We start from the raw sequence: 14,315 nt of genomic DNA on the forward strand, positions 1-14,315 counted from the left end.
GGATCAGGAGGTCGCGGTCGGGTTCTCGGACTCGTCGGCGGCGCCGGCATCGGTGGCGATGCTCGACGCGGAGTCGTCGATCGCGCCACCGGACTCGGGCAGCTGCTCCTCGAAGACCTTCGCGGCCTCCTCAGCGGACTCGGGACCGGTGCCGTCGGCCTCATCGGGCCCCGGGACGGCGGACACCGGGCTCGAGGACCTGCTGCGGCCGCTGCGCTTCGGGGCCGGCTTCTGCGCAGGTGCGTCGGACTCCGGCGCGCTGCTCTCCGTGGAGGCTGTCTGCGAGCCGTCGCCGGCGTCGCCCTCGGGGTCCGCCGCCGACGCGGCGGCCTCGGCGATCGACGCGGTCGTCTCCGTGACGGTGGAGACGGCGGACGTGACGCCAGGGATCTTGTCCTCCGCGACCGCCTTGACCCGGCCGACGGCGGACCGGACGGCGTCGCTGCTCCTGGCGGTGCGCACCTTCTCGGCGAGCGCGGTGTATGCGGAGCGGCCGGCGCGCGCGCCGACGACGTAGCCGGTCGCCACACCGGCGACGAACAGGACCTTGTTCTTCATGGGGGAGAAGCCTTCCTTCGGTCGACCCGGTCCGGGTCGGCAGCCATGGTGCCAGCCGCACAGCGGAGGGACGCTGGACGTCCAGGATGCTGCCGGGCGATCCTCGGACTTCCTCAGCGGCTCCCACCCGCTGCGATCGGGGCAGAATCGGCGGATGCCGGCCGATCTCGAGGAGCACCTATGACGACCGAACTCGCGAGACGCGCCGCCGAGCTCGACGACGCCGATCCGCTCGGGGCCTTCCGCGGCCGCTTCGAGCCCGCTCCCGGCGTCGTCGCCTACCTGGACGGCAACTCCCTCGGCCGCCCGCTCGCGGTCACCGCCGAGCGGATGGCCGCGTTCGTGCGGGAGCAGTGGGGCGGCCGGCTGATCCGGGGCTGGGACGAGTCGTGGATGGCGGAACCGCAGCGGATCGGGGATGAGATCGGGCGGATCGCGCTCGGCGCGGCACCCGGGCAGACCCTCGTCGGCGACTCGACCACCGTGCTGCTCTACAAGGCGGCCCGCGCCGCCCTCGCCGCCCGCCCGGAGCGCCGCGAGATCGTGCTCGACTCGGCGAACTTCCCGACCGACCGCTACCTCCTCGCCGGCATCGCTGAGGAGCAGGGCCATCGGCTCGTGGTGCTCGATCCGCCGGACGACGGCGGCGTGACGCCGGAGATGGTCGCCCGGGCGGCCGGCCCGGACACGGCGCTCGTGCTGCTCAGCCACGTCGCATTCCGCTCCGCGTATGTGGCGGAGGCTGCGGCGATCACGAGGATCGCCCACGACGCCGGCGCGCTCGTGCTGTGGGACCTCAGCCACTCGACGGGCGCGGTGCCCGTCGACCTGGACGGCTGGGACGCCGACCTCGCCGCCGGCTGCTCCTACAAGTACCTGAACGGCGGGCCCGGCGCACCGGCGTTCGTCTACGTCGCGCGCCGGCTGCAGGGCGAGCTGCGGCAGCCGATCCAGGGCTGGCTGGGCGCCGCCGACCCCTTCCTGATGGGGGAGCGGTACGAGCCCACCGAGGGCATCCGCCGGTTCACGAGTGGCACGCCCCCGGTGCTCGGGATGCTGCCGATCGCCGACATGCTCGCGCTGCTCGACGAGGCCGGCATGCCCGCGGTGCGGGCGAAGTCGGCGGCGCTCACCGCGTTCGCGGTCGAGGTCGCCGACGCGCTGCTCGCGCCGCTCGGCGTGCGCCTCGACTCGCCGCGCGACCCCGAACGGCGGGGGAGCCATCTGATGCTCGGCCATCCGCGGTTCGGCCACCTCGTCGAACGGCTGTGGTCGCGCGGCGTCATCCCGGACTTCCGGCCGCCCGACGGGCTGCGCGTGGGTCTCTCCCCGCTCAGCACATCCTTCGCCGAGGTGCACGCGGGACTCTCGGTCGTGGGGGAGGAGCTCGCCACCGGATAAGGTGGGGTCGGCAACAAAAGGGAGGACTGCGATGGTGCAGGACACGCTCGGGGTAGCGATGGTGGGAGTCGGCTTCATGGGGGCCGCGCACTCCCAGGCCTGGCGGGTGGCGCCCGCCTTCTTCGATCTGCCGCTCGCGCCGGAGCGGCGCGTGGTCGTCGGCCGTCGGCGGGATGCGACCGAGCAGGCCGCATCCCGCTGGGGCTGGCAGGAGGCGTCGACCGACTGGCGCAGCGTGCTCGAGCGGGACGACGTGCAGCTCGTCGACGTCTGCACCCCGGGGGACAGCCACGTCGAGATCGCGATCGCGGCGCTCGAGGCCGGCAAGCACGTGCTCTGCGAGAAGCCGCTCGCGAACTCCGTCGAGGACGCGGAGCGGATGGCCGAGGCCGCCCGCGCCGCCGCGGAGCGGGGCGTCTTCGCGATGGTCGGCTTCAGCTACCGGCGGATGCCCGCGATCGGGCTCGCGAAGCGGCTCGTCGAGCAGGGCCGCCTCGGCGAGATCCGCCAGATCCGCGCCGTCTACCTGCAGGACTGGCTGAGCGACGCGGAGGCGCCGATGACCTGGCGCCTCGACAAGGCGCTCGCCGGCTCCGGCGCCCTCGGCGACATCGGTGCGCACGCCATCGACCTCGCGCAGCACCTGTCCGGGGACACCGTCTCCAGCGTCAGCGGCATCCTCGAGACCTTCGTGCACGAGCGGCCCCGGCTCGCCGAGCAGCGCGGGCTCTCGGGCGTCGCCGGCACCGAGCGCGGGCAGGTCACGGTCGACGACGCGGCGCTCTTCACGGCGCGCTTCGCCCGCGGTCCCATCGCCTCCTTCGAGGCGACGCGGTTCGCGACGGGGCGGAAGAACGCCCTGCGGGTCGAGCTCTCCGGCTCCGACGGCGCGATCGCCTTCGACTTCGAGGACCCCAACGTGCTCCAGTTCTACGACGCCAGGCTGCCGCAGGAGACGCTCGGCTTCCAGCGCATCCAGGCGACCGAGCCGGTGCACCCGTGGGCGGACGCCTGGTGGCCGGTCGGCCACGGCCTCGGCTACGAGCACGGCTTCGTGAACGAGGTCGCCGACCTGGTGGCCGACATCGGCGCGGGGCGGCAGCCGAGGCCGTCGTTCGACGACGGGCTGCAGGTGCAGCGGGTGCTCGACGCGGTCGAGCGCAGCGCCGCCGACGGCAGCGCATGGACCACGGTCGACTCGGCGGACGCCGAGACGGGGGAGCGGAGGATGGGCGCGTGAGCGACACGAAGCAGGCACTGGTCGTCCGGGGAGGCTGGTTCGGGCACGAACCCGTCGAGGCGACGGAGGAGTTCATCCCCTTCCTGGAGTCGAACGGCTTCCAGGTGCGCATCGAGGAGTCGCCAGAGGTCTACGCGGACGCCGCCTACATGGCGACCGTCGACCTCGTGCTGCAGACGATGACGATGTCGACCATCGAGATGGACGAGTTCCTCGGCCTCCGAGCGGCGATCGAGGCGGGGACCGGGATGGCGGGCTGGCACGGCGGCATCGCGGACTCCTACCGGAACACGTCCCAGTACTTGCAGATGATCGGCGGCCAGTTCGCCGAGCACCCGGGCAAGCACCCGTCCGAGCGCAACGGCAACGGCGACCAGTCGGACAACTACGTGCCGTACACGATCGAGATCACCGACCTCGGCCGGCAGCACGAGATCACCGCCGGCATCGAGGACTTCGACCTCGTGTCCGAGCAGTACTGGGTGCTGCACGACGACTACAACGACGTGCTCGCCACCACGACGCAGGCCGCGCGGCCATGGGATCCGTGGAACCGGCCGATCACCTCTCCGGCGGTCTGGACCCGGCAGTGGGGGAAGGGGCGCATCTTCGTGTGCACCCCAGGGCACCACGTCGACATCCTGCGGAACCCGAACGTGCGCACCATCATCGAGCGCGGCCTGCTGTGGGCGTCCCGGTGAGCGCGCCGCTTCGCGTCGGCGTGATCGGCGTCGGCGTCATCAGCAAGCAGTACTTCGAGACGTTCCCGCGGCTGTCGAACCTGCGCCTGACGGCCGTCGCCGACCTCGACGTCGAGCGCGCGAAGGCCGTCGCGGCCGAGCAGGGCGTCGCCGCGCTGACGGTGCCGGAGCTGCTCGCATCCGACGACGTCGACGTCGTGCTGAACCTCACGATCCCCGCCGCGCACGTTCCCGTCGGCACGGATGCGCTCCGCGCGGGCAAGCACGTGTACGCGGAGAAGCCCCTCGGGCTCGACCCGGCGGAGGCGGCGCCGATGCTCGCCCTCGCCGAGGAGCGGGGCCTGCGGGTCGGCAGCGCACCCGACACCGTGCTCGGCACCGGCATCCAGACCGCGCGCCGCCTGCTCGACGACGGTGCCGTCGGCGCGCCGCTGTCCGCGGCGGTCGCCTGGAGCAGCCCCGGCCACGAGCGCTGGCACCCGGCGCCCTTCTTCTACTACCAGCCGGGCGGAGGACCGCTGCTCGACATGGGGCCGTACTACCTGACGGCGCTCGTCACCCTGTTCGGGCCGGTCGAACGCGTGTCCGGCACGAGCCGTCGCTCGCCGCGCGAGCGGAGCGTCGGCACGGGCCCGAACGCCGGGGCGCCGGTCCCGGTCACCACGGACACGTCGATGAACGCGATCCTCGAGCACCGCGACGGGACGGTCTCGACCGTGTCGTTCTCGTTCGACCTCTGGGCCACCAGGCGGCCGCTGTTCGAGGTCTACGGCACCGAGGGCACCATCGCGGTGCCCGACCCGAACCGCTTCGACGACCCGGTCGAGCTCTGGACCGCCGGGACGGGGGAGTGGCGCGCTGCTCCGGCCAACGCCGGCTACCCCGGCGCGGCACGCGGCACCGGCCTGGCCGACATGGCTCGGGCGATCGAGACCGGGCGGCCCCATCGGGCGTCCGGCGACCTCGCGCTGCACGTGCTCGAGATCATGGCCGCGGTCACCGTCTCGAGCGAGACGCACACCGTCGTGGAGCTGCAGACGACCGTCGACCGGCCGGAGGCCGTGCCCGAGGGAGCCGACCCCGCGACCTGGTGAGGGGAGTGCCGCTCAGGACGCCTGAGCGGCACTCCGCAGGTCGCGGCGGATGAGCAGGAGCCACACGACCGCCGCGATCAATGCCGTCGCGAGCGATGCGGCGAAGAAGGCCGGGCCGTCACCGATCCAGCGGCCGGAATGCAGCAGCGGCTCGCTGCCGTCCATGACCGCCAACGTGGCCAGGACGATCGCTGTGCTCCCGGATGCGCGCCTCGGCGTGAGCCGGTTCGGGGCCGTCGCGAACCGGCCGTGGCGGACGAGGAACCGATGGCGCGTCCAGAAGGACGCCGCGATGACGGCGAGGACAAGGGCGGCGACGGCGGGCACGCCGTCCCGCTCGAGCAGCGAGGCGACCGTGAACAGGAGCGTCAGGTACAGCGCGGAGAGCGCCTGGCCCGACGCGGCCGTGTGCCGGCGCTCTGCGCCGGTCGTCGTCACCGGCTGCCGAGGAACCGGGATGCGGCGGGCGTGACGCGGATGACGCCCGCGACGATGGCCGTGATCGCCATCGCGACGGCGGGCGCCTTGTCGCCGGGCCGTCCCGCGAGCAGCGCCACGGAGGAGAGCGCCGTGCAGGCGATGAGCACCTGGAGCGAAACGGTCGACAGGCTGTTGCGGTCCACATCCGCGCCCTGGGCGAACCGTCCGGCTGTGACGAGGCGGAGGTGCAGCACCGTCGCGCCCGCGAGGACGCCGACCGAGAACACCGCCATGGCGGCGACGAAGTCGGATGCCTCGACGACACCGAGCACGCCGAACTGGATCGTCAGGTACGCGCTGAGACAGACGAACCCGAGGGCCCCGGTCGGCCGTGCCATGTCGTGGCGGTCGAGGGAACGGGTCGTCGAACCGAGCTGGGACATCGGGGGCTCCTGGGGGAAGGAGAAGGGCCGCGACGTGGGGCGCCGGCGGTACCGAGGGGGAGTGGTGGTGCCCCGAACCTACCGACCGCCGCGGACAGCCGACAGGCCCCAGTTGGAGGTGCAGCCGATCGGGTTGCCACTGGTGGTGACTTCTCGAGACCGGAAGTCGCCACGAGTGGCAACCCCCGGGAGGGAGGGACTGTCTCGCGACGCTTGACCTGACATAATGCGCATTATCGGCGCGCTGGAACGGGGCTTCGATTCCGCTGCCGATAATGCCTCTTATGTCAGGTCAGCCGTCATCCGGGGAACGGAAGACTGCTCGTCGTCCGGGTCAGGACTCCAGGGGTCCGCGGATGATCGAGGCGCCGGAGGGCGCCGGGTTCCCGTCACGGGGCTCGGCCGAGACGTCGATGTTCGAGTAGGTCGACAGGTCCACGTGGGCCGGCAGCACGAAAGCCCCCGACTCACCCTTCAGGAACCCGAGCCCGACCCGCTTGCCCGTTGCGGCGTCCATCAGCCACACCTCGTGACCTTCGGTCGCACTCGGCTTCAGATTCGTGGTCACGACCGCCACGCGCCGTCCGTCGCTGTACTGCTCGATCTTCGCCTGCCCGGACGAGCCGTCCCAGCCGGGCAGGTGCGCGAGCTCGGCGCGAGCGACGATCCGCGGCGCGTCCGCCTGCTGGACCGTCGCGACGATGCCGCCGATACCCGCGGCCAGGAGGACGACCGCCGCGGCGAGCGCGAGCACGAGGCGGCGGCGACGGCGTCGTGGCGGCACGACCTGGGGTGCGCCGGCCGTGGGGCCGCTCCCCTCCCCCGGCGGCGCGAGCAGCGCGACGGAGGCGGGGACGACGTCGGCGGGCAGGCCGAGCTCGGCGGAGATGCCGGACCACACGCGCGCCGGCGGCTCGGCGAGCCGTTCGAGCCCGAGGGTGGTGCGACCGACGGCGGCGGCGCCCGACATCGCCGCCAGGGTGGCGCGGCACTCGGGGCAGCCCTCGAGGTGCGCTCGCTCCTCGGCCCCGGCGACGTCCTCGCCGAGGGCGAGGAGCGCGAGCGTGTCAGGGTTCACGTGCTGCTGCATCGCTCACCCCCAAGCGGTCGCGCATCCGGGCGAGGCTGCGCCGGATGTGGCTCTTCACGGTACCGAGCGGCAGACCCAGCCGGTCGGCGATCTGGACGTGCGTCATGCCGTCGAAGAACGCGAGGCGCACCACCCGCTGCGCCTCCGCCGGCAGCCGCTGCAGCTCGTCGGCCACGAGCAGGCGGTCGGCCAGGTCCGTCTCCGGCCTGCCCCGCTCCTCCCCCTCGAGCCGGTCGGTCAGCTCGGTGAGGCGGATGCGGGCGGAGATCGCGTCCGCGATCGCGTGCTTCGTGATCCCCACGAGCCACGCCGGGAGGCGTGACCTCGTCGGGTCGTAGCCGGCCCTCGACCGCCACGCGGCGACGAAGACCTGCTGCGTCACGTCCTCCGCCTCCCCCGGATCGGCGAGCGAGCGGAGCGCGAGCGTGTGGACGAGCGCGGACCAGCGGGAGTAGACCTCGGCGAGCGCTCGGGGGTCGCCGGCGAGGAACGCCGCGACGAGGAGATCCTCGTCGTCCTCGCTCATCCGGCCTCCAGGCCACGCCTTCGTCGTGGCGCCCATTCTGGCGGACGCCGGGGAGGTCCGGGGAACGGTCAGGCCCGATGCGACCGCTCCCCGGACGGTTCACCAGCGGACGGAGCCGCTGTAGGCGTGCATCCCGGAGAAGGAGCACTTCCCGTGACGCAGGTCGACCGTCTGCACGGCGAGCGCGAGGTTGCCGGCGGCCGCGCTCCCCCAGGCGTAGACGATGGTGTCCTTGCCCTTCGGGATCGTGAGCTGCGCGGGCCCGATGACGGGCTTGGTGGTGCCTGCGACGGCGACGGCGGCGGTGTAGGTGCCGGCCTTCACCTGGAGGGCGGCCTGGTGCGGGTTGGTGAGGTCCTTCACGATCGCCGAGCCGTTCGCCAGGACGTCGACGGCCGGAGCCGCGGCGTCATGACGCACGATCAGGCGGCCGTCGCCCCACGCGGTCGGCTTCAGGCTGTTGTCGTAGAGCGTGGCGGTCGGGGCACCCTTCGCGGTGAGGTGCGCCGCGATCGTGTAGTCGTGGTGTCCCGCGAAGCGGACCGTCAGGGGCCCGATGACCGGCTTCCTGTCGTTCGTCGCCGTGGCGCCGGTGATCGTGACCACGTAGGTGCCGGCCTTGACCTGCAGCGGTCCGGCGAAGGTGCCGGGCTGGAAGTCGTTCAGCAGCCGCTTGTGGTTCACGTACACGTCGACCGGCGTGTTCGGCACCGCGTGCAGCACCGACACGGTCGCGGTGGCCGGGCGGCGCTTCGGCAGCGTCACGGTCTGGACCGCGAGGGCGAGATTCCCGGCGGCGGCGCTCCCCCAGGCGTAGACGATCGTGTCCTTGCCCTTCGGGACCGGGAGCTTCGCCGGTCCGATGACGGGCTTGGTGGTGCCGGCGAGGGCGACTGCAGCGCTGTAGGTTCCGGCCTTGACCTGGAGGGCGGCCTGGTGCGGGTTGGTGAGGCCCTGGACGATCGCCGCGCCGTTGGCGAGGACGTCGACCGCCGGAGCCGCGGCGTCGTGACGCACGATCAGGCGGCCGTTGCCCCAGGCGGTCGGCTTCAGGCTGTTGTCGTAGAGGGTGGCGGTCGGGACGCCCTTCGCGGTGAGGTGCGCTGCGATCGTGTAGTCGTGGTGCCCGGCGAAGCGGACCGTGAGCGGCCCGATGATCGGGTTCTTGTCGTTCGTCGCGGTCGCCGCCGTGATCGTGACGACGTACGTGCCGGCCGGCTCCTGCAGGGGGCCGGCAAGGGTGCCGGGCTGGAAGTCGTTCAGCAGGCGGTGGTGGTTCACGTAGACGTCGACCGGGACGCCGGGCACGGCGTGCAGCACCGACACCGTGGCCTTGGCGGGATGCTGGGACGTGTGGGCCTGCGCCGGCACCACGACGCCGACGGCGGCGACTGCGCCGGCCGTCAGGCCGATCAGGAGCGAACGGAATCGCACGGGTTTCTCCTCGGAGGGTAGGGGCGGCGGATCGCCGCCATCACCTCTACTTCCCCCGGGAGCCCACATCCGGATGCGCCGGACGCTGGCAAAACGCTGTGAGTGGTCTCCTCAGCGCTCCGCGGCGGGGCGCTGCCGGGCCGCGCCGGAGGCGAAGCCCGCCGCGACGATGAGCACGAGCACCGCGAAGAGGGCGTGCAGCAGGCCGATCGACTGGCCGAGGAACCCGATCACCGGCGGCCCGACCAGGAACGCGCAGTAGCCGATCGTGGCGACGGCGCTGACGCTCGCCGCGGCCTTCCGCGGGTCGTCGGCGGCCGCGGACATCCCGACCGGGAAGCCGAGGGCGGCGCCGAGGCCCCAGAGCACGGTGCCGACGATGGCGACCGCGGTGCTCGGCACCAGGATCACGAGCAGCAGCCCGACGATCGCGAGCGCGGCGGAGGCGCGGAGCACCGGGACCCGGCCGAACCGGTCGAGCAGCACCACTCCCCCGACCCGGCCGATGGTCATGGCCGCGACGAACACGCCGAAGATGGCGGCGCCGGCCGAGTGCGTGACACCGTGGCCGTCGACCATCGCGAGAGCGAGCCAGTCGTTCGCGCTGCCCTCCGCGAACGCCATCCCGAGCACGATCACGCCGACGAGCAGCACCCGCGGGTCCCGCCACACGCTGAGCCGGTTGCGCCAGCCGTGCTCGGCCGCGTCGGGGTGGTCGTCGGAGTCGGGCTCCGCGGGCTGGAGGTACCGCACGAGCACGAGGGTGACCACGATCGCGCCGAGGCCGACCGCGGTCAGATGCACGACGAGCGGGACCCCGATCAGGATGAGCAGCGCGCCGAGGCCCGCGCCGAGCACCGTGCCGAGGCTGAACGCCGCGTGGTAGAGCGGCATCAGGGTGCGGCCGATGGCCCGCTCGTTGGCGGCCCCGGAGAGGTTCATCGCGACGTCGGTGGTGCTCGTGCCCGCGCCGAGGACCGCGAGCGCCGCGGCGAGCGCCCAGAAGCTCGGCGCCAGGGCCGCGACGAGCCCGATGGCGACGATCGCGACCGCCCCCACGGAGTAGCACCAGGCGATCGTGCGGGTCGCTCCGATCCGGGCGACCAGGTGGCTGGAGCCGAGCAGGCCGAGGATCGAGCCGACGGCGATCGCGAAGATCAGCAGGCCCATCTCGTCGGTGCTCGCGTGCAGCAGGTCCCGCACCTCCGGCACCCGGCTCACCCAGGTGGCGAAGCCGAACCCGGCGAGGGCGAAGATGGTGAAGACGGCGTTGCGCCAGCGCACGAGCTCCGGCGCCGTCCGGGTACGGGCCGGGATCTCGGTGGTCATCGGGGACGACGCTACCCGAGGGTGCCGAGACCCTCCCGGATGAGCGTGGGGAGGTCGTCGGGCTCGTACCGCTCCCCCGACGCGGCGAGGTCGTCGGCGGTCCACCAGCGCGACGCGACGATGTCGACGCGTTCGTCCGGCATCCATCCGGCGTCGCTCGGCTCGAACCGGCCGGTGCGGAGCGCGAACCACGCCCAGTGCCCGAGCTCGTACGGATGCCAGGCCTGCTCGACCTTCGCGTGGACGATCCTGAACGGCTGCCCCAGCGTGTCGATCTCGTAGCCGGTCTCCTCCCGGAGCTCTCGGATACCGGCGGCCGCGAAGTCCTCGCCGGGATCCACGCCCCCGCCGGGGGTGATCCAGCGCGGAGGGATGTCGTGCGACGTCCCGTAGGTGAGGAAGAGGAGCACGGCGTCGTGCTCGTCCGCGACGATCAGGCGCGCGGTCGAGCGCTCGGTCATTCGCCGGGGACGGGCGTGAAGTCGCTGACGTCGCCGACGAACCGGGTGTGGGTCGACGGGACCGGCTCGACGGCGGCGGCCGCGACCTCGACCGCGAACTCCTCCACGCTGTAGAGGCGACCCGCGGCCTCGCGGCGGGCGGAGATGGCGCCCGGGTTGGCCCGCTCCAGCAGCTTCGCCGTGATCGTGCCCTCGATCATGTCGCCGGAGACGACGACCAGCTCGATCCCCGCCTGCTCCAGGTCGGGGAGAAGGGCGCGCAGCGCGTCCTCCCCGGCCCGCTTGCTGCGCGCGACCGGCTCGTACTCGGGCATGGTCGGCGTCGTGGCGATGAAGTGCGCCTGGTGGCTCGTCACGAAGACGATGCGGGACCCCGGCGCGAGCAGCGGCCGGGCGAGCTCGACGGCGCGCACCTGCGCGTCGCGGTTGAGCTGCAGGGCGTAGTCCACGGCCATCCCGGACTCCATGCCGCCCGAGGCGTTCAGCACGAGCACGTCGAGGCCGCCCCACTCCTGCCGGATGCGGTCGAACAGCGCGGCGACCGCGGACCCGTCGGTGAGGTCGGCTCGGATCGCCAGGGCGGTGCCGCCGGCGGACGTCACCTCGGCCACCAGCTGGTCGGCCCGCCTGGCCTTCCGCTCGTCGCGGTAGTTCACGACGATCGAGGCGCCGGCCGTGGCCAGCAGTCGTGCCGTACCGGCGCCGATGCCCCGGGAGGAACCGGTGATCAGGATACGTTTCCCCGTGAGGGAGCCCGGAGTCGGAGGGTTCGTCACCCGTGCGACACTACCGGCCGCCTCCCGGTGCTACCGTTCGATGACCAATCGGTCAGGAGACGGTGATGGTGCCTGATCTGCTCGGCTCGGCCTGGATCGCGTGGCTCGTGGTCGTGGTCGTCGCGGTCGTGCTCGAGCTGCTGACCCTGAACCTCGTGTTCCTCATGATCGCGGCCGGCAGCCTCGTCGGCGGTCTCGGCGCCTGGGCGCTCGGCCTCCCGTGGCCGCTGCAGATCCTGGCGGCTGCAGCGCTGTCCGCCGTCCTCCTGCTCGTCGCCCGCCCGCTGCTCCTGCGTCGGCTCGTCCGAGGGGATGCCCGCGCGTTGACGAACGTGGACGCCCTCGTCGGCATGCCGGCTCGGGCCGTCGACCGCTTCGCCGACGGCGGCGGGCTCGCCCGTCTCGACAACGGCGAGACGTGGACCGCGAGGCTGCATCCGTCCTACGAGCACGAGGACGTGCCGCTCGGCACCCGCCTCGCGGTCGTGGCCGTCAACGGGGCGACCGCCGTGGTCGCACCCATCCCCGCCGACGCCGAGGCGCCGCGACCCCGAGGAGACCTTCCGTGACCGCGACCTTCGTCCAGCTGTTCGTGCTCGTGCTGGCGGTCCTCGTCGCCGTGCTCGTGATCGTGGTGCTCGTGCGCTCGATCCGGGTGGTCCCGCAGGCCAGGGCCGGTGTCGTCGAGCGCCTCGGCCGGTACCAGAAGACGCTCCTGCCCGGACTGAACCTCCTCGTGCCCTTCGTCGACCGGGTGCGCCCGATGATCGACCTCCGAGAGCAGGTCGTCTCGTTCCCGCCGCAGCCGGTGATCACCGAGGACAACCTCGTCGTCTCCATCGACACCGTCGTCTACTTCCAGGTCACGGACGCGCGGGCCGCCACCTACGAGATCGCGAACTACCTCGTCGCGGTCGAGCAGCTGACGACCACCACGCTCCGCAACGTGGTCGGCGGGTTGAACCTCGAGGAGGCGCTCACCAGCCGCGACAACATCAACGGGCAGCTGCGGGTCGTGCTCGACGAGGCGACCGGCAAGTGGGGCATCCGGGTCAACCGCGTCGAGCTGAAGTCGATCGAGCCGCCGCACTCCATCCAGGACTCGATGGAGCAGCAGATGCGTGCGGAGCGGAGCCGACGCGCGCAGATCCTCACGGCGGAGGGCACGAAGCAGGCCGCCATCCTGCAGGCCGAGGGCGCGCGGCAGTCCGCGATCCTCGAGGCGGAGGGCGAGGCGAAGGCCCGCGTGCTCCGCGCCGAGGGTGAGGCCAAGGCCATCACCACCGTGTTCGAAGCGATCCACGCCGGCCGTCCCGACGGCCCCCTGCTCGCCTACCAGTACCTGCAGACGCTGCCCCGCATCGCCGAGAACCCGTCGAACAAGCTCTGGATCGTGCCGTCCGAGCTCACCGAGGCGCTGAAGGGCATCGGCGGCGCGTTCTCGCGCGGCATGCCGGACGGCTCGGCACCGGCCGCGCCGACGACCGACGCACCGTCGTCGGTCCGGCCCCCGGAGCCGGCGCCCGCCCCGGCCGCTGCACCGGCGGCGGCCCCCACCGCGTCCTGAGGTGACCCGGACCGCCTGGTTCGACGGGCCGCTTCCCCGAGTCCTGGCGCACCGCGGATTCGCGCTGAGGGCTCCCGAGAACTCCCTGTCGGCCTTCCGCGACGCACTCCAGGCGGGGGCGACGCACCTCGAGACCGACGTGCGCGCCACGGCGGACGGCATCGCCGTGCTCGCGCACGACGCGCAGCCCCCGGGATGGGCCGAGCCCATCGCGCGAACGGTCCTCGTCGACGTCATGGACGAGCACCCGGCGGTGCCGACCCTCGGCGCCGCGCTCACCTCCTTCCCCGAGGCCCGCTTCAACATCGACGTGAAGGACCCGCGCGCCGCCGCCCCCGTCGTCGCGGCCGTGCGCGCCGCGAAGGCGCAGGACCGCGTGCTGCTCACCTCGTTCCGCACCATGCGGCGCCGTGCCGCCCTCCGCGGGCTCGGACCCGTCGCGACCTCGGCCTCGAGCGAGCAGGTCGCCGCCGCGGTCGTGGGCCTGCGGTTGCGGTCGACCGCGCTGGTGCGCGCCGCGCTCGCCGGCGTCGACGCCGTGCAGATCCCCGAGCGCCTCGCGGGGCTCGACGCGACCGCGCCCCCCGTGATCGACCGCCTCCACGCCGCCGGCGTGGAGGTGCACTTCTGGGTGATCAACGACCCCGCGCGGATGCGGGAGCTCGTCGCTCGCGGCGCCGACGGGCTGGTCACCGACCGGCCCGATCTCGCCGCCGCTCTCCTCCGCTGAGGACCCCCGCCGGGTATCAGCGGGATGAGACCTGCATGGGAGAGGTCTGAGAATCACCGAGCCTGGGAAGTGCCCGCTCCGAACGCCCGTTATACCGGAGGACGGGGAACGAGAGGGGTTCACACATGGCGGATCGCAGTCTTCGAGGTATGCGGCTCGGAGCGCAGAGCATGCAGAGCGAGGAAGGGGTCGTCTTCTCGGAGCGGCAGGTGCGGCAGTACCGCGCCGCCGACGGAAGCGAGTTCTCCGTGACGTTCGCGGCCGACGCCGAGATCCCTGAGCGTTGGACGAACGCGAAGTCGGGCCTGGAAGGGCAGCTGCTCGAGGCGGACGGGTCGCTGGCCGACTCGACCGTCAAGGAGACGAAGCCGGCTCGCACCCACTGGGACATGCTGCTCGAGCGGCGCACCCGCGCCGAGCTCGAGGAGCTGCTGGAGGAGCGTCTGCAGTACCTGCGCGCGCGCCGCGGCAAGACCGGGGACAAGAAGGCCTCCTGAGGAGGGATTCTTGACGGAGGGCGGTCCCCGAGGGGCCGCCCTTTCTCG

At 72.8% G+C, this 14,315-nt stretch carries 17 protein-coding genes; 8 read left to right on the top strand and 9 right to left on the bottom strand.

Features of this window, described 5'->3' with window-relative positions:
- Window positions 1–3: 3 nt before the first annotated feature.
- Complete coding sequence (locus VIG76_RS10175) at window positions 4–558, bottom strand: hypothetical protein (protein ID WP_331953760.1); 555 nt, start codon at window positions 556–558, stop codon at window positions 4–6.
- A 180-nt stretch (window positions 559–738) separates the two neighbouring features.
- On the opposite strand from VIG76_RS10175, the gene VIG76_RS10180 reads away from it, so the two are divergent.
- From VIG76_RS10180 to VIG76_RS10195, 4 genes are read left to right on the top strand one after another with little or no spacing between them, the layout of a single operon-like run.
- Window positions 739–1,959, top strand: coding sequence for a kynureninase (locus VIG76_RS10180; RefSeq protein ID WP_331953762.1), 1,221 nt, complete (start codon window positions 739–741; stop codon window positions 1,957–1,959).
- 31 nt (window positions 1,960–1,990) lie between these two features.
- Entirely contained in the window at window positions 1,991–3,199 is a 1,209-nt protein-coding gene (locus VIG76_RS10185) for a Gfo/Idh/MocA family protein (protein WP_331953764.1), read from the top strand.
- On the top strand, window positions 3,142–3,900 hold the full coding sequence (locus tag VIG76_RS10190) for a ThuA domain-containing protein (RefSeq protein ID WP_414640634.1): 759 nt from the start codon (window positions 3,142–3,144) through the stop codon (window positions 3,898–3,900). The genes VIG76_RS10185 and VIG76_RS10190 overlap by 58 nt, the downstream gene beginning before the upstream one ends.
- A complete protein-coding gene (locus VIG76_RS10195; RefSeq protein ID WP_331953768.1) occupies window positions 3,897–4,994 on the top strand; it encodes a Gfo/Idh/MocA family protein in 1,098 nt (365 codons plus the stop codon). The genes VIG76_RS10190 and VIG76_RS10195 overlap by 4 nt, the downstream gene beginning before the upstream one ends.
- Window positions 4,995–5,006: 12 nt before the next feature.
- Here the strand turns inward: VIG76_RS10195 and VIG76_RS10200 are convergent, their stop codons facing one another.
- The 8 genes from VIG76_RS10200 to VIG76_RS10235 all read right to left on the bottom strand — a co-directional run bounded on the left by VIG76_RS10200 (window position 5,007) and on the right by VIG76_RS10235 (window position 11,473).
- Complete coding sequence (locus VIG76_RS10200; RefSeq protein WP_331953769.1) at window positions 5,007–5,432, bottom strand: hypothetical protein; 426 nt, start codon at window positions 5,430–5,432, stop codon at window positions 5,007–5,009.
- Window positions 5,429–5,857, bottom strand: coding sequence for a hypothetical protein (locus VIG76_RS10205; RefSeq protein WP_331953770.1), 429 nt, complete (start codon window positions 5,855–5,857; stop codon window positions 5,429–5,431). Before VIG76_RS10205 ends, VIG76_RS10200 begins: the two co-directional genes overlap by 4 nt.
- 334 nt (window positions 5,858–6,191) lie before the next feature.
- Window positions 6,192–6,935, bottom strand: coding sequence for an anti-sigma factor (locus VIG76_RS10210; protein ID WP_331953771.1), 744 nt, complete (start codon window positions 6,933–6,935; stop codon window positions 6,192–6,194).
- Window positions 6,925–7,473, bottom strand: coding sequence for an RNA polymerase sigma factor (locus VIG76_RS10215; protein WP_331953772.1), 549 nt, complete (start codon window positions 7,471–7,473; stop codon window positions 6,925–6,927). Before VIG76_RS10215 ends, VIG76_RS10210 begins: the two co-directional genes overlap by 11 nt.
- A gap of 99 nt (window positions 7,474–7,572) precedes the next feature.
- Window positions 7,573–8,907 carry a DUF4397 domain-containing protein gene (locus VIG76_RS10220; RefSeq protein ID WP_331953773.1) on the bottom strand — a complete coding sequence of 445 codons (1,335 nt, stop codon included), beginning with the start codon at window positions 8,905–8,907 and terminating at the stop codon, window positions 7,573–7,575.
- Window positions 8,908–9,018: 111 nt separating this feature from the next.
- Window positions 9,019–10,236, bottom strand: coding sequence for an MFS transporter (locus VIG76_RS10225; RefSeq protein ID WP_331953774.1), 1,218 nt, complete (start codon window positions 10,234–10,236; stop codon window positions 9,019–9,021).
- Window positions 10,237–10,247: 11 nt separating this feature from the next.
- Window positions 10,248–10,697, bottom strand: coding sequence for an NUDIX hydrolase (locus VIG76_RS10230; protein ID WP_331953775.1), 450 nt, complete (start codon window positions 10,695–10,697; stop codon window positions 10,248–10,250).
- Entirely contained in the window at window positions 10,694–11,473 is a 780-nt protein-coding gene (locus VIG76_RS10235) for an SDR family oxidoreductase (protein WP_331953776.1), read from the bottom strand. The genes VIG76_RS10230 and VIG76_RS10235 overlap by 4 nt, the downstream gene beginning before the upstream one ends.
- Before the next feature lie 65 nt (window positions 11,474–11,538).
- Here VIG76_RS10235 and VIG76_RS10240 point away from each other — a divergent pair, with 65 nt between their 5' ends.
- From VIG76_RS10240 to VIG76_RS10255, 4 genes are all read left to right on the top strand, one after another.
- Complete coding sequence (locus tag VIG76_RS10240; protein WP_331953777.1) at window positions 11,539–12,042, top strand: NfeD family protein; 504 nt, start codon at window positions 11,539–11,541, stop codon at window positions 12,040–12,042.
- Window positions 12,039–13,040, top strand: a complete 1,002-nt coding sequence (locus VIG76_RS10245) for an SPFH domain-containing protein (protein WP_331953778.1) — start codon at window positions 12,039–12,041, stop codon at window positions 13,038–13,040. Before VIG76_RS10240 ends, VIG76_RS10245 begins: the two co-directional genes overlap by 4 nt.
- Window position 13,041: 1 nt before the next feature.
- Window positions 13,042–13,770, top strand: coding sequence for a glycerophosphodiester phosphodiesterase family protein (locus VIG76_RS10250; protein WP_331953779.1), 729 nt, complete (start codon window positions 13,042–13,044; stop codon window positions 13,768–13,770).
- A gap of 125 nt (window positions 13,771–13,895) precedes the next feature.
- Window positions 13,896–14,267, top strand: coding sequence for an RNA polymerase-binding protein RbpA (locus VIG76_RS10255; RefSeq protein ID WP_331953780.1), 372 nt, complete (start codon window positions 13,896–13,898; stop codon window positions 14,265–14,267).
- Window positions 14,268–14,315: the final 48 nt, after the last annotated feature.

It is taken from the genome of Amnibacterium sp. (assembly GCF_036559085.1).
In the GTDB taxonomy this organism is placed as follows: domain Bacteria; phylum Actinomycetota; class Actinomycetes; order Actinomycetales; family Microbacteriaceae; genus Amnibacterium.

Excerpts from the sequence above, each read along its gene's own strand:
- VIG76_RS10175 (WP_331953760.1), bottom strand. The coding sequence starts at position 558 with ATGAAGAACAAGGTCCTGTTCGTCGCCGGTGTGGCGACCGGCTACGTC.
- VIG76_RS10180 (WP_331953762.1), top strand. The coding sequence starts at position 739 with ATGACGACCGAACTCGCGAGACGCGCCGCCGAGCTCGACGACGCCGAT.
- VIG76_RS10185 (WP_331953764.1), top strand. The coding sequence starts at position 1,991 with ATGGTGCAGGACACGCTCGGGGTAGCGATGGTGGGAGTCGGCTTCATG.
- VIG76_RS10190 (WP_414640634.1), top strand. The coding sequence starts at position 3,142 with ATGGACCACGGTCGACTCGGCGGACGCCGAGACGGGGGAGCGGAGGAT.
- VIG76_RS10205 (WP_331953770.1), bottom strand. The coding sequence starts at position 5,857 with ATGTCCCAGCTCGGTTCGACGACCCGTTCCCTCGACCGCCACGACATG.
- VIG76_RS10215 (WP_331953772.1), bottom strand. The coding sequence starts at position 7,473 with ATGAGCGAGGACGACGAGGATCTCCTCGTCGCGGCGTTCCTCGCCGGC.
- VIG76_RS10225 (WP_331953774.1), bottom strand. The coding sequence starts at position 10,236 with ATGACCACCGAGATCCCGGCCCGTACCCGGACGGCGCCGGAGCTCGTG.
- VIG76_RS10230 (WP_331953775.1), bottom strand. The coding sequence starts at position 10,697 with ATGACCGAGCGCTCGACCGCGCGCCTGATCGTCGCGGACGAGCACGAC.
- VIG76_RS10240 (WP_331953777.1), top strand. The coding sequence starts at position 11,539 with ATGGTGCCTGATCTGCTCGGCTCGGCCTGGATCGCGTGGCTCGTGGTC.
- VIG76_RS10255 (WP_331953780.1), top strand. The coding sequence starts at position 13,896 with ATGGCGGATCGCAGTCTTCGAGGTATGCGGCTCGGAGCGCAGAGCATG.